The organism is Microbulbifer variabilis, assembly GCF_052467165.1.
The window spans coordinates 2,932,789-2,948,282 of sequence record NZ_CP174301.1 but is presented as its reverse complement, the minus strand read 5'-3'; the positions used below and the strand labels follow the sequence as shown (position 1 = coordinate 2,948,282).

General features: G+C 47.2%; 8 protein-coding genes. All 8 read left to right on the top strand.

Annotation, left to right across the window (positions count from 1 at the left end; genetic code table 11):
* Positions 1-349: 349 nt before the first annotated feature.
* Positions 350-2,056, top strand: a complete 1,707-nt coding sequence (locus tag ACJJIP_RS12985; protein WP_020414833.1) for a FimL-related protein — start codon at positions 350-352, stop codon at positions 2,054-2,056.
* A gap of 19 nt (positions 2,057-2,075) precedes the next feature.
* On the top strand, positions 2,076-2,885 hold the full coding sequence (gene nudC, locus ACJJIP_RS12980) for an NAD(+) diphosphatase (RefSeq protein ID WP_282951045.1): 810 nt from the start codon (positions 2,076-2,078) through the stop codon (positions 2,883-2,885).
* Positions 2,886-2,934: 49 nt separating this feature from the next.
* Positions 2,935-3,585 (top strand): cation/multidrug efflux pump, encoded by a 651-nt coding sequence (locus tag ACJJIP_RS12975; RefSeq protein WP_444945304.1) that lies wholly within the window; start codon positions 2,935-2,937, stop codon positions 3,583-3,585.
* 47 nt (positions 3,586-3,632) lie between these two features.
* Entirely contained in the window at positions 3,633-4,784 is a 1,152-nt protein-coding gene (gene sohB, locus ACJJIP_RS12970; RefSeq protein WP_444945303.1) for a protease SohB, read from the top strand.
* A 50-nt stretch (positions 4,785-4,834) separates the two neighbouring features.
* The gene (locus tag ACJJIP_RS12965) at positions 4,835-5,848 is read left to right on the top strand and encodes a YhdH/YhfP family quinone oxidoreductase (protein WP_353375098.1); all 1,014 of its coding nucleotides are present in this window, start codon (positions 4,835-4,837) and stop codon (positions 5,846-5,848) included.
* A 159-nt stretch (positions 5,849-6,007) separates the two neighbouring features.
* The gene (locus ACJJIP_RS12960) at positions 6,008-7,270 is read left to right on the top strand and encodes a patatin-like phospholipase family protein (protein ID WP_020414838.1); all 1,263 of its coding nucleotides are present in this window, start codon (positions 6,008-6,010) and stop codon (positions 7,268-7,270) included.
* A gap of 422 nt (positions 7,271-7,692) precedes the next feature.
* Positions 7,693-15,051: an FG-GAP-like repeat-containing protein gene (locus tag ACJJIP_RS12955; RefSeq protein ID WP_444945302.1), complete on the top strand. Its 7,359-nt coding sequence runs from the start codon at positions 7,693-7,695 to the stop codon at positions 15,049-15,051.
* The gene (locus ACJJIP_RS12950; RefSeq protein WP_444924693.1) at positions 15,035-15,451 is read left to right on the top strand and encodes a hypothetical protein; all 417 of its coding nucleotides are present in this window, start codon (positions 15,035-15,037) and stop codon (positions 15,449-15,451) included. The genes ACJJIP_RS12955 and ACJJIP_RS12950 overlap by 17 nt, the downstream gene beginning before the upstream one ends.
* Positions 15,452-15,494 lie beyond the last annotated feature (43 nt).

Sequence of the window (15,494 nt, the reverse complement as noted above, 5' to 3'; positions counted from 1 at the left end):
GGTCAAATTGAAGTGTCGGGTTGTCCCTGCCCTTTGCGGCATTTCGGGAAAGCCCTTAGCCGCGATCTTTCTTTCCCTTGTATTCAGCTGGTGAAGCTGATTGTTTTTTGGGCGTAAGCGCAAAAAAAGTGCACATCTGCACACTTGAAAGTAGCAAACGCTACTGGGTTTTCCGGAAAATTCAAGTAATTTAGGGGTTCAGAGGAGGTAGCAGAGGATTTGTCGAATATTCGGTGGAATTTATTGGCGGAAAGGTGGACTCTTTTCTCTATTGGTATAAATTGCCCTTTACTAGGCCAGAACCTTTTGTTTTGGTTATTTTTTGTTCGGTTACAGGAAGAGTGCAGCGGTGCAGTCAAAGAGTGAATTGCGCAAGATCAACATCACTTCTGTCAATGTGGTCAAGGATGAGCTGGTAGTAGCAGTAGATAACGCTACCTCTCACTTGGACAAATTTGCAGCAGATACCACCCAGAAGCAGTCACTGGAGCAATGCTTGGCAGCTCTTAGGCAAGTGAGTGGCGTATTGCAGATGGTGCAGCTCCATGCTGGAGAATTGCTTGCCCAGGAGAAAATAACTGCGCTCACCGAAGTGTTGGAAGGGCGACAGCAAGCCACAGAGGAGCTAATGGAAGCTCTGGGTAGTGGGCTTTATGTATTGGGCCGGTACCTCGATTTTGTGCAGAGTCGGGCCATAGCCAGGCCAGAATTACTGATCCCCTTTATTAATAACCTTAGGGCTGCGCGGTCCCAGCCGCCGGTACCTGAAAGCCATTTTTTTCGTTGTAACCTGGATGCCTCAATACCTGGCATGGGCGCCTCGGCAGTAATGTCCGAAGACTTGCGTAGTTTTGTCCGTAGGTTCCGGCATATGTACCAAGTTGGTCTCTTGGCATTATTGCGTGGCAAACCCCGCGGCCCGGCTTTCACCATGATGGCCCGAGCATTGGAGCGGATTGCGAGTATCACTTCTGGGCGTCCAAATGGGCGCCTGTGGGTCGTGGCTGGTGCCGCCCTGACAGGTATGGCTGCCTGTGAAATGCGTATTAGCCGTTCCAGGGTTATGGTATTCAGTATGTTTGATCGTTGGTTGCGTGCCCTGCAAAAGGAGTGTGACGCTGCTCTAGACCAGCCTGCACCCCCGATATTGCTGAAAGAATGCATCTATTGGCTTGCTCTGTCGAAGCCTGCTGAGGCTGGGAGTAAGCTTCTCGATATCTTTTCGGCAGAATCCCTTGAATATACTGAGGAAGAACTGGAAAGGGAGCGCGCGAGCCTGGGTGGGCCTGGTGCCACTGCAATTTCTGCTGTAGCTGGTGCACTGGATGAAGAGTTATCCAGTGTGCGCCGGATGCTGGATGATATTGAGCTGATCGGTATCTCCGATATCGATGAGAATGATGGACTAGCCAGCACCCTGAGACGCGTTGCTGGTACCTTGCAAATGTTGAACTTCAAGCGAGTGGGCGAGAGTCTGCGCAATGCCGTAGCTGAATACCAAAGTGCTGCAGGTGCAGGAGGTTCTGTCGCAGATTCAGCTTTACAGAAGCTCACCGGTCAAGTGTTGATGGTGGATAGTACTGTGCGGGCATTAAAGCAGAGTACCAATATTGATCTCGATGAGTACGGCCATGCGGATATTGCTTTTGAGCATAGCCAGCTGGCAGAGGCAGAGGTAGCAGTGCTTAAGGAGGCGGAAGCTGGCCTTGCGTTGATAAAGCGCGCTCTAGCTGCATATGCAGATTCCGGCTATGACCATGGCCATATCCGCAACGTCTCGACCACTCTTAACTCTGTGCGTGGGGGGTTGATCGTCTTAAACCTACAGCGCGCTGCTTCGGTGGTTGAAGGCTTATTTAAATTTGTTGAAACAGTGGTAGATCGCCACGATGCAGGTCCTGATGTTGAGCAGTCACTGGATATTTTCGCCGATGCTATTATCAGCCTTGAGTACTACCTTGGCGAGGTAAAGCTGCACCGTCAGGCCGATGTGCAATCCCTTAACCTCGCTGTGGAGAGCTTGGCTGCACTTGGTTATCCCGTAGAGACGGTTTAACCTGAATTAGGAGGCTCTTTTGGTCGAACGCTTTGAGCCCGCTGCAAATGTGTGGGCTACCCCAGATTTTTCCCAGCAAATTATTGTGGCTGAGGGGTTGGTGCTCTGTCGAGGAGACCAGTTTATCCATGAGATGGATATATTTTTGGCCGAGGCTGTAATTTCAAACCACTACCTTGGGGAGTTGGGAGGACAAAGTTGCGGTGTTCGTGTGTTATCCAGCCTGCTGGATATTCGCGGGCATGACTGGCGTAACCTGCGCAGTTTATTAACCTCCACAGACGAGCATTTATTTGCATTGGCCGGCCGCGCTCTACAGATCGCGCATTGGGACCGCGACCATCGCTTTTGTGGGCGCTGTGGGACCGCAACTCACTACCATTCCATCGACAGGGCCAGAACCTGCCCGAACTGCCAATTGACGGTTTATCCGCGAATTTCTCCCTGTGTCATTATGCTGGTCACTCGAGGAGAAGAGTGCCTGCTTGCCCGTCATGCGAATCGTAGAAATATCACCTATACCGCGCTTGCGGGTTTTATAGAGCCGGGTGAAAGCGCTGAGATAGCGCTCAAGCGTGAAGTTCGTGAGGAAGTAGGCTTAGAGGTAGGTAGCTTGCAGTATATCGGTAGCCAGCCCTGGCCATTTCCCGGCCAATTGATGTTGGGATATCTTGCGGCGTGGCAGGGCGGTGAGTTGTGTCCCGATCCGAATGAAATTGAAGAAGCACAATGGTTTCACTATAGATCGCTGCCGGAAATTCCACCTGTGCAGACTCTCTCGGGACAGCTGATTCACACTTTCGTGGAGCAGGTCGCGGCGGGAAAGTAGCCGTGGTTGTTCTAACGGCTCTGCTAAGAAGTATGGAGAACAATAATTTATGTACATCTTGATCACCTTTCTGATTGCCATATTGGCATTGCTGCTTGTTTTTTGGGGGGCGCGAGTACTGTTAAGTGGAAGCTGGGTGATGGGCTTTCTGCGAGGCTCGGCGGGCTTGATCTTTTTCGGTTTGGCCCTATGGATAGTCCTGGTGGCGGCCGATGTCTTCAGTTATCGCAATCTGGCTCAAGAGCACAGCGTCGGTATTGTCTCTTTCCGAAAGGTGGCCGATCAGCAGTTCGAAGTTAAATTCGCTGATGCCGATGGAATTTCTCAGAAATTTGAGCTGTATGGCGATCAGTGGCAGTTGGATGCGCGAATGCTGAAATGGCAGGGCCATTTGGCCCGTTGGGGCATTGAACCGGCATACAGACTGGACCGGCTGAGCGGGCGTTACCTAACCTTGAGGGATGAACGAGCCCGGGAGCGATCGGTCCACCAGATCGACGGCACCAATTACGGAGTGGATGTTTGGCGGTTTGTTAAAGGTTTTGATAAAAGCCTGCCTTTCGTTGATGCCGTTTATGGTAGCGCAACCTTTCTTCCTATGGAGGATGGAGCTGTTTACGATGTTCGAATCAGTCACAGTGGGTTATTGGCAAGGCCGCTGAACAAGCAGGCAACTTCCGCCCTGGATGGCTGGAAATGATATGAGTAATAAATTTTAATGTTGAAAGGTAGCAATCTGGAGTTTAAGTGGAATTTTTAATTGAGTACGGCCTATTCCTGGCAAAAATTGTCACAGTGATTGTGGCCCTAATGATATTGATAGGCTTTATTTTTGCCAATCGCGAACAGCTAAAGGAGCGTGTTCAGGGGCATATTAGTGTTACACGTTTGAATGACCGCTATGAGCAGTTCAAAGACACCCTGCTGGAAGCGGTCATGGAAAAGCACGAGTTTGCCCATCGCAAGAAGCAACTTGCGAAGGAAAAAAAAGCTGAAGAAAAGGCTTTAGTGAAGAGACATAAGGCTGAAGCAAAGAAGAAAGCAGCAAAAGAAATTGATAGCCAGAAGCAAGAAATAGGCACTTCAGAAGCTCAGGCAGAAAAATCTGAAAAAAGCATTGCAGTGTCCTCTGAGGATCGCAGACGTATTTTCGTAATGCATTTTAATGGCGATATTAAAGCAAGTGCGCTCTCCCACCTACGAGAAGAAATTACTGCGATCCTGCAGGTGGCAAAAACGGGAGATGAGGTGCTTCTTTGCCTGGAAAGTCCAGGCGGTATGGTTGCGAACTATGGCCTTGCGGCTAGTCAGCTGGCGCGTATACGTAGCGCGGGTATACACCTCACTATTGCAGTAGATAAAGTCGCGGCTAGTGGCGGCTATATGATGGCCTGTGTGGCTGATCGAATTCTGGCTGCCCCATTTGCGATGTTGGGGTCTATTGGTGTGCTCGCACAGCTCCCCAATTTTAATCGCTTACTTAAGCGTCATGATGTGGACTATGAGCTGTTTACTGCAGGAGAGTACAAGCGCACAGTAACAATGTTTGGTGAAAATACTGAAGAAGGCCGTGAGAAATTCCAGAGTGACCTGGAAGAGATCCACGTGTTGTTCCAGCATTTTGTCAGTGAATACCGACCCAGCCTGGATATTGCCAAAGTCGCTACCGGTGAAGTCTGGTTTGGGCAAAAGGCTTTGTCCCTTGGGCTTGTTGATGAACTCAAGACTTCCGATGAGTATCTGACTCATAGTGCAGAAGGTGCTGACCTTTATCAGGTGGAGTACAAAGAAAAGAAGAATATTGCCAAGAAAATGGGGCTGGCTGCTGAGGCAGGAGTAGAGTCCGCGATGACTCGTCTATTCTCAAAGTTAGCTGCTTGGCGGCATCACGCGCAATAAATAAGCACCTCAAGCAGGGTTGAAATCTTTGATAGACAGGAAATTTTCACATGAACAATTTCAGGGATGAAAGTTTCCGGGCAATAAGGGTAGAAGAGGTTGCCGTAGGTAAGTTCGACCAGCTTTTGGTTGAAAGGCAGGTCTGTGACCTGCCAGACAACCCCTTGTTGCTTGCAGTTTCCCATTCCTCTCTGAATTTCAAAGACGCGATGTCCGCATTTGGTAACCGTAGTATTACCCGGGAGTATCCCCATACGCCGGGTATCGATGCGGTAGGCAAGGTGTTGGAGGATCATAGTGGCACTTATAAACCCGGTACGGAATTGTTGGTCACTGGCTATGATTTGGGCATGAATACGCCGGGGGGCTTGGCAGAAATGATTGCCATCCCCCCCAAGTGGGCGTTGCCTCTTCCGCAGGGGCTTACTGCCAGGGAGTCAATGACTCTGGGTACGGCTGGCCTGACAGCGGCATTGTGTGTGGAGAAGCTCCTTGAGTCTGGTGCGGTCCCTGAGGATGGGGAGGTTCTGGTGACCGGTGCTACGGGTGGGGTCGGATCGATTGCAGTGGCACTGTTAGCTAAGCTGGGTTTCCGTGTGGCGGCGGTGACAGGTAAATTGGAAGCTGCGGATTTCCTGACTAATTTAGGTGCCTGGAAAGTTCTCGATAGGGATACCTTGGCTCCATTTGCCAGTAAATCTATGGCAAAGCCTCTTTGGGCCTGGGCAATAGATACTGTAGGCGGTGAAACACTTTTCAATGTGATTAAGTCATTGGCCTATGGTGGCGGTGTTGCTGCTTGTGGAATGGCCTCCGGGGCACAATTCCATGCCAACGTATTCCCCTTTATTTTGCGTGGCATCAGCCTTTTAGGTGTCGATAGTGTTGAGCTACCAATTGAAAAAAAGAGCGCGGTTTGGCAGCGGCTTTCGAGGGATTGGTATATCGGTAATCAGCTCCGCGGGATCGCTGAAGATATTTCTTTGGAGCAGGCGCCGGAGTTTCTTGCTCGTATTCATAGGGGGCATGGAATTGGCCGTTACGTGGTAAATATGTCCCTGTAAGCAGCTTAACTTTTCGGAATAATAATTACAAAATCCAGATTTTTAACTGAGTTGATTTATAGGCTGCATATAAGCATTGGTATTTGTTTGTCCGCTTTGTTTTCAATAGCATTTTGGTAAATGCTGTTATTGGCGGTCTATTTCTGTTGGAAGAGCACATTGTCTAAAGGTAACAACGAGTCTTCATTTCTCGATGAAAACAGCGCGCTGGTTCTCTCCGGTGGTGGTGCCCGTGCGGCATATCAAGCAGGTGTACTAAAGGCCTTGGCGGAGGTGGTACCAGAGGATAATCCTCGGCCTTTTAAAATTATCTGCGGCACCTCTGCTGGTGCGATGAATGCAATGATGCTGGCTTCCCATCCCGGCACCTTCAAAGAAGCCGTTGATAGCATGTGCTCTGTGTGGATGAGCCTCAGTGTTGAGCGCGTTTATCGTACTAGTTGGTGGAGCCTTATAGGCAATCTATTTTCAATTAGCCGATCATTACTTAACCAGGGGGTGGGGCGACAAAAACCTCTGGCACTTCTCGATAATTCACCTCTGAGAAAATTGCTTAAGGAAGTTATCGACTTTCGCAATATTCAGAAAAATATCGATGCTGGGCATTTACATGCCACTTGCATTAACGCACTTTCCTACAGTGAAGGTGAGTCAGTCAGCTTTTATCAAGCTGCCGATGGCGTGAAGAGTTGGCAGCGCTTTAGGCGATTTGGTGTGCCTACCGAGCTAACCGTGGATCATTTACTCGCATCAGCAGCTATTCCAGCAATCTTTCCCGCTGTCAGAATTGAAGATATTTATTTCTGTGATGGTGCCATACGTCAAATGGCCCCGATCAGTCCCGCTTTGCACCTTGGTGCAAAGCGGGTGTTTATTGTAGGTGTATCGGATAACCGCTCCCCCATACACTGGGGTAGCCGGCGCACTGACAGGCAAATGCATTCTCCTTCAATGGCCCAGATAGCCGCCCAGTGGTTCAACGCTGCCTTCATTGACAGCCTTGAGGGGGATTTGGAGCATATGGATAGGGTCAACAGCTTGTTGGAATCTGTAGAAAAAGAGAAATATTCTGATTTGGCGCCTTTGCGCCCGGTAGAGTCTGTGGTGATTGAACCCTCGCAAAGCCTTGCCTGGCTGGGAGGGAAAAAGCTGCAGTTTCTTCCCCCTGCGCTGCGCTGGCTATTTCGCTCCACAGGTGCCACCAGTGCCGGAGGCGGTGTATCAGCTGCCAGCTATCTGCTCTTTGAAAGACCTTATATAGAGGAATTGATTGAGCTCGGATATCAGGATGCAATGTGGGAAAAGGATAAGCTAAGTCATTTTTTGCGGCCTGTAACAGAAGTTATCGAAGGTCGTAAGGGCTTGTTTGGAGTTCGAGGGAAAGATTCGGAAGGTACCCCAAATGATAACGCTCGGGAATAGCTCCAATAGCCAGTAGTTAATATCGCAAGGGAACGTTGAGAAGTATTCGGTCGATAAAAGTGGTTTGTTTCGCTATGCGTGAATTTACTGGTTGTAACAAATTCCTATCTGACCGTTTTGTTGGTTAACGGTTGCGCTTATTGGCTTATCTCTCTTGCACCTCTTGAAGTGTTCACTTGTTATGTTGGAAGTCTACATGCTTTTGTTAGTGCGCCTTCTGTGGTTGGCTTCTCAGGGTGGTGTTTTTAACTTTTGATGACGCGGTTGTGGGGGTTAATCTTGCCCGGATATTGTAAGACTAGGGCTTTTGATGAACACCCCATTAAGTAAGTTAATGAGGAATTGACTGCGCCTATTCAGGTATGCAGAATTGCTGCCTTTGTACATTTGTACCATAAAATTGGGGTCATTGGGGAAGCCAGATGTTTCATTTGAGCAATAGTAATGCAGTTCAGTACGTATTTAGATGGCTTATTTTGTTGGTCTGTATACTGCCTTTATCGCTCAAGGCTTCAAGTTTTGATTCCCAAGGCCAAGCTATTTATTTAAAGGATATAGATGGTGACGGTGACCTGGATTATTATGTCATCAGCAATAGTCGATACTTAATTTTACATGGAGATATTGCCACCCCGATTGCCTTGCCTCCCAGGCCTTCATACGTGATTTTTGCTGATGGAACTATTGCTCCGTATAGCGTGCCAGAAGATGAGCTGACGGGATTTACAAGGCTTGAGGAAAATATTGACTTCTACTACGGTGATTTTGATGGTGATTCTGTAGTAGATATCCTGTTCAGGAGCCAAAATACTAACGAGCCACCTTTTGTAGTGGTAGGTGTTTCTGGTGATGAGGTTCCGACTTCTGTTGTTTCATATTCGCGCTCTAGTGACCTCTCTGAATTACTAGCTGAATCTAATAATACGTTCTATGTTGATGACATTGATGGGAACGGACAGGACGATCTGGTTCTTAAAGGCAGAAAAGAATATCTCGTAGATACTGCCTTCCTTTCTAACGGAAGTCTTCCATCGATTGAGCAGGATATTGTTTCTTCGGGCGTAAAGACCCCCACAATGGCCGGTAGCTCTGCTGGTCAGTTCAGGGTTAATGAGTCAGGTAGTGCGACTTATTCACTTGCTATAGCAGCAGGGGTGGGTACTGCCGGTGTTGTCCCTCAATTATCTTTAAATTACCAAGGTAATACAGGTAATGGGTTACTGGGTAATGGGTGGTCTATTGGGGGGCTTTCCGGAATTACCCGTTGCCGACAAACATTGGCCACGGACGGAAAAGCTTTACCTATCAGCTGGAGTCCTTCGGACAGGTTTTGTCTGGATGGCCAAAGGCTAATTAATGTTTCCAGTAAATCTTATGGTGCGGACGGCGCACAATACCGTACTGAGATCGAATCTTTTGTAAAAGTCACATCTCACGGCAGTATAGGAACGGGTCCTGCCTACTTTACCGTTGAAAGAAAAGATGGCTCAACCAGTTGGTACGGTAATACAGCCAACTCAAAGTCTTATGCCAATGTGTCAGAAGGTAAGGTTCTCTCATGGATGCAGAACGAATTTCAGGATAGCGTTGGAAATAGGATTGAATTCGAATATGAAGGTGATTCTGATAGTGGGAAGCGAATCCACGAAGTAAGATATGCATATGGAGCAGGAGCTAATGCGGCTTCAGTCCAGTTTACTTATTCGGATAGGCCTGATTACTTACAAGCTTATACTGCCGGGTACCTTTTTAATACAACGAAACGGCTTTCCAAAATTACGTCTGCCGCTGATGGCAATACCCTGCGTGAATATAATATTAATTACCAGCTGGTAGCTGATAATATATCCAAGAATCAGACCTCCCTTATAGATAGTATTCAAGAGTGTGTAGGCAGCAATTGCTTGCCGGCACTCTCATTTGAGTGGTCTCAGTACTCCTTAAATTACGGAACTTCCAGTGGATCTGTTGATTTTACGGCAAACAAGAGCCGCTCTTTAAGAGACTTCCAATTTGGCGACTTCAATGGCGATGGATACCAAGATGTTGTTTGGTTGGAGATGGATACTGATAGTGCGAGTGATCAGGATCATCAAATTAAGTATGCATTATCAAATGGCGCATACTTAGCTCCTGCCACTTATTCAAATGGCCAAAAATATTTATTCTCCGGGGCAAATGCAAACGAGGATATCAGTATTGCGGTTTTAGATTACAATGCTGATGGCCGCTCAGATATTGCTGTATACGATGACCGCTACACCAGTAAAACTTGGCATGTCTACCTTTCTACTTATGTGGATTCCCAGTGGAAGCTTTCATCCGATCCTATTGATACCGGAGTAGGAGAGAGGGATGGTGTCTTTGTCGATGTCAACTCTGATGGTCTGTCCGATTTGGTTGTGGTGGGTGGATCAACTTTACTAGTCTATCCCTTACGGGCTAGCTCGGATCCAATTAGTTCCAAGACTTATTATCGGTTCGGCTCAGCTAAAAGCTATTCCTTAGAGTTGCCTTCCGGTAAATCCATAAGCCGTTTGACCAACTCTCCATTGAAAGCAGCTACTGCGGATTTCAATGGGGATGGTAATGTTGACATTCTGATTGCTTTGGAGAGACCTTATGTTAGCGGTTGTAAGGACCCTGACAATAAAGTGGTGGACTTGGATTTTTGCCTTGATGAAAATGGGGATTTGAAAAGCGGTTTTAAATATATGTATTCGGCAGGACCCTCTGGGCATGCGGCTTTTGTATTTAACGCTGAAACAGATAGCTACGACCTTTTTGCAAGCCTGGGAGGTAATACTGCAAAGTCTCATGTCGCAGCGGACTTTAATGGTGATGGTTTAACTGACCTGCTATTGCAGGAATCTTCTTCGTCAAATCTTTATCTCAGTACTGGGGAACAACTGGTAAAAGTAACCCCTAGCAGGTTTGCTTCAGAGCAAGCCGGAGCTCTGGACTATAACCAGGATGGGATGCTGGATGTTTACTGGCCTGATCATGATGCGGGATTGTTGCGGATAGAACTTTGGGATCCCCAGACTTCCAGCTTTGGAAAGTCTATCTTTATTCAGACTGTACCCAATAATGACGATTACCTACACATCTTTGCTGATATCAATGGGGATAATCAGCCGGATTATCACAAGATAAGCGATGAAGGCTTTTTAACATCCTATGTATCCAACTATGGGAACTCTGCAAATAGGGATATTCCCAACAAGGTATTAACCAAAATTGACAATGGGCTGGGTAATACCACTGATATCTCCTATACCAGCACCATTAGGAGTTGGTTCTATAGTCGCCTTGAAATGTCGAAAACCCTTGAAGGTAAGGAGTGTACTACTACTCCGTCTGAGAGAGATGAGAACGGCGTAGAGATCCCCGGAAGTACATATTGTTATCTAAAGCAGGCCGCTAACACGGCGGACTTTTATACTGCACTGAATGGTCCATGGGTCCTTCCGGAGGATAGTGTCACCCTAGGAAAAGATGCACCGGTTCTCGATGTGTTGATACCGATGTACTTAGTTTCTAAAGTGGAGAGTACTTCTCCAGCTGCCGGCTCCTCTCCCGGTGCTGTTGATTTCACGGCGAAAAGTGCTGTTTCATATGAATACGCACAGATGAAACTGCAGGCTGCTGGGCGAGGGATGCTGGGCTTCCAGAAGATCTCCACAACTGATGAGCAAACGGGTGTAGAGACATCCACTTACTACCGCCAGGACTACCCGTTCACTGGTATGCCCTTGCAGACTGAGGTTCGATCTGCCTCAAAGGCATTGATACGAAAGGCTGCCAATACCTGGAGCTTGAAGGGTTGGAATGGTTCTGACACCTCTGTGTATCCTTATCAGCCATTTCTAGAAAAGGTAGTAGAGGAAACCTATTCTCTTGAAAATAACGGAAGTTCACATGGTGAGCACCTGCAAACCGTTATTACAGAGAATAGTTATGATAATGATGGAAACGTTACCTCAATAAAACTGAGAACTATTGATGAGGCCACTGGTGAGCAGTTTATTAAAAATACACTCAACTGCTTCGGCGGTTCTATGGCTGCCCATCCGAGCTCACTTTGTTCCGGTGGTACTGATTGGGAGTCAGAAAAGGGGCGCTTGAGCTTTACCAGGGTAATCAACAGCCGCCCGGGCCAGGCAGATCATGTTCGTGAATCTGCCTTTACTTATCATACCGTTGGAAGTTTAAAGGGCCTGCTCCTTACTGAGGTTGTTGAGCCAAATAATGCTGAGTTTACGCAAACCACTACTTATGAATATGATGGCTTCGGTAACATTCAGAAGAAGACTTTGAGCGCAGAGGGTGAACAGAGTCGCTATACACGGACTGTTTATGATATTTCTGGGCGTTTTGCGAATAAGAATTACAATAGTCTTGAGCATTTAACAGAAGAAGTAATCAGTCGAAATGCATATGGAGCGCCCCTGGAAGTTCATGGGCTGAATGGCTTTAAGAGTTACTTTAGCTATGACGTGTTGGGCCGTGAGACTTATCGCTACGATAACTCTGGAGCGGATGCACGAACTCAATATTCACTCTGTGGTTCAGGTTGTATTACCGGTGCAAAATATAAGGTTGTAAAAAGTAACAGCACTGGATCTACCTCTGTCGAGTATATGGATGCGCTTGGAAGAGCAATTCGTACAGAAACTCAGGGTTTTGATAAAACTATTTATATTGACCAGGAATATGACAGTCTTGGCAGGGTGAAATATGTCAGCGAGCCTTACTTTTCTGGTAATGGCCGGGTTTGGAGTAAGACTGAATATGACCTGTTAGGGCGAGCAGTAAAAGTTACTGCACCTGATAGTTCGCAGTCCTCAGTTATTTATGATGGTCTCACGACTGTTACAGTAAATGATAAGGTTCAAAAGAAAACAGAGAAGAAAAATGTTCTCGGGGAGTTGGTAGAAGTTATTGATGCGCTTGATGGTCGTATCAGCTATGAATACGATAATCAGGGCAATCTTCATAAAGCCCACTCTTGGGGACTAACAAATTCGGCAGGAACACATGTTGAAGAGAATGATGGCCTCACCTATCCAATTTCTGTTGTAATTTACTACGATGATTTGGGTCGCAAGACCAGGATGTATGATCCAGATAAGGGTGAGTGGTCCTATACCTATACCAAGTATGGCGAAATCGAAACCCAGACCGATGCCAATGGTCATAAGGTCGAGTTCACTTATGATACTTTGGGGCGCAAAAAAACTCGTATCGATCGCCGCAATGGCAGCACTATTACCGGTAATGTAACTTGGCATTACGATACCGCCAGCAATGGGGTGGGGCAGCTCGAGTTGGTGGAGGACTCCATTAGCGGCTACCAAGTGCTCTATCAGTACGATGGTATTGGCCGTAACAATACACAACTGGTGGATTTCGATGGTACTGGCCCGCAAGTGGCTTATGTGACTACCACAGAGTTTGATAGTTATGGGCGTGTATCCAAAACGTATGATGCTCTGGATGACTTGTTATCCAGTGGTCAGTCTGGTACTGAAAACCATTACAATAACTATGGGCACCTTGAGAAGATCACCGATCTGGGTTCGGGGGATTTGATCCAGCAGGTGCTGGAACATACTGCCCGTGGCCAGTTAAAACGCCAGCTATTGGGTAATGGTGCAACGAATGCCTACGGATATGATAGCGAGACTGGGCGTTTGCTGACTCAGACCTCAGATGTATTGGGGGTATTCGGTGTTCAGAATATTCGTTACAGCTGGGATACACTTGGGAATTTGAAAAGTCGCCATAACCAGAGCGGCAGTAAAGATCTGAGGGAAAGCTTCTGCTACGACGCCTTAAATCGGCTGGTGAAGAGCCATATCGGCTCGGGTGACTATAACTGCTCAGGATTGGCCTCTTCTCAGCAGGATCTGCGTTACAACGCTATCGGTAATATTGTCTATAAAGCTGGCGTTGGCGATTACACATACGGAAATAATGCGGGCCCACACGCTGTTACCTCTGCTGGAGGTGTCGCCTATCGCTATGATAACAATGGCAATATGATTTCCGATGATTTTGATGGTGGTCGTAAAATTGAGTACACCACCTTTGATAAATCAGAGCGAATCGAGAAGGGAAATCATATAACCGAGTTTCTCTATGGTGTGGAGCGATCTCGCTATTACCGTAAGGATACCAATAGCACAACTGGTGAAGTCACTGAAACCTGGTATATCGGCAACATCGAGCGTATTGAAAAGTCCTCCAACCCTGGTGAAATCCAGTGGAAGCGTTACCTTGCGGGGACAGCGATCTATACCCTGACTACAAACTCTAACTATGCAGTACAGTCGACAGAAAAAGTATTCCAGTACCTGGATCACCTGGGCTCAGTAGACCTGCTCACCGATGAGGGCGCAAATGTAATTCAGCAAATGTCCTTCGATGTGTGGGGGCAGCGCCGCAATTCTTCGGATTGGAGTGCACTGAGCCAGTCTAGCCTAGCTGGCTTTGATACAGTCAATACTACGCGGGGATATACCGGCCATGAGATGCTGGATGCAGTAGGGCTCATTCATATGAATGGGCGTATCTACGACCCAAGGCTGGGGCGCTTTATGCAAGCGGATCCGTTTGTCCAGGCGGCAACGGATACCCAGATGTATAACCGCTATTCCTATGTGCGTAATAATCCCCTGAATGCTAGTGATCCTAGTGGTTATTTTCTGTCTATCCTGATAGACCAAGTTATAATCAAATCTCTGCCGGCCCCTGTAGCAGATATGGTTCAGTTATTTGGATCAATTATTACTAGCATATACTGTGGGCCTTGTTCGATAGCTTTTAATGCCTATTTTTCAGCTCAGCGTGGCTATGCTGCTACCGGTGATTTCGGTGCTGCCATGAAAGCAGGGCTTGTTTCCGGTGCGAGCTCGGCGGCATTTTACGGTATCAGTAATGCAGCTGGCCTTACTGGAGGAGAGCGTATCTTTGTTTCGGCTGCGGTAGGCGGAATAGTTTCTGAACTCCAGGGGGGTAAATTTGGACACGGCTTTGTATCTGCAGGTTTATCAGCCTGGGCGGGTCAAAGTGAGACTTTCGGGGGGGGGGGTGGTCCCACACCGGAGGGAGCAATTGTGGCAATGCTTATTGGAGGTACGTCTACTGCAATCTCGGGTGGGAAATTTGCAAATGGGGCGGTTACTGGAGCTATGTCATATGTAGCTTCTTCCATCAGGCAAGTGGGGACTGAAGGAGATGGAACTGTACCAACACCTTCCCCTGTTTTAGCTGGTAATAAAGAAAAGAGAATGGCTCTTGATGCAGAACTGGCGACAATTAATGAGAGTGCTGCACAAGAAATAGCAGATAATCCGGATGGGGTTGCTCAATGGCTGCATGACAAAGCTTACGGGATTTCCACAAGATATAAAGTGGAGCTTGGTGCGGGAGTTCGTAAATATGGGGATGGGTATGGTTTTGATCAAGTGGTAACAAGCTATCATATTGATAGTGTTTCCATTGGTAGAACTCCAAGAAGTGCTGGTTGGGCTGGGAGGTGGCATACTCATCCAGCTTCAGCCAGCAAGTTTCATTCTTGGGATTTAAGATACCCTATAATGTTTGGGGTTAATGGGTATCTTTCGAATCAACAGAGTTTATATAAGTTTAATTGGTCCTCATTCAATAACGCAATGAGCAAAGCACTACCTGTTTCTGCAACTAATGCACAAATAGGGAGATTTATCAAAGACGTAAAATCTAACGGAGGAGCCCCCTATGTCAGTGAGCTCTAAACTTTCGGTTTTATTACTATTCTTTTGTAGTAGTGCTCTCGGATATGAGAGTCTAACCACTGAGGTTAATTTTTTCTCTTTAATGGCATCTCCGGCAAAATATAAAAATAGAGATGTTGATGTGGTTGGTGTGCTGGGGCTCGGATATGGACGAGAAGGGCATCTCTATTTCTCGAGGGAGCAGTATGAGGCAGGTATTACAAATAATGCCATTAAGGTAATCCTCCCAAAGGGGTTTCAATGCTCCGGGAGCTGCGGAAAATACTATCTTTTATCCGGTACGGTGAGGGTCGACAATGGAGGGCAGTTAAGGTTTATAGATGATGTGCAGTATATTGTTTGGGCTGGTAATTATCTGTGGCCGGCTGAGAGAAAGATAGAAGAAGAGAGTGATAAGTAGGTTTATATTTGGTGGTAAATGATAGTGCCAGTTGAGTGTTATA

Coding starts and splice junctions, on each gene's coding strand:
- ACJJIP_RS12975 (WP_444945304.1), top strand. CDS start 2,935: ATGTACATCTTGATCACCTTTCTGATTGCCATATTGGCATTGCTGCTT.
- ACJJIP_RS12965 (WP_353375098.1), top strand. CDS start 4,835: ATGAACAATTTCAGGGATGAAAGTTTCCGGGCAATAAGGGTAGAAGAG.
- ACJJIP_RS12955 (WP_444945302.1), top strand. CDS start 7,693: ATGTTTCATTTGAGCAATAGTAATGCAGTTCAGTACGTATTTAGATGG.
- ACJJIP_RS12950 (WP_444924693.1), top strand. CDS start 15,035: ATGTCAGTGAGCTCTAAACTTTCGGTTTTATTACTATTCTTTTGTAGT.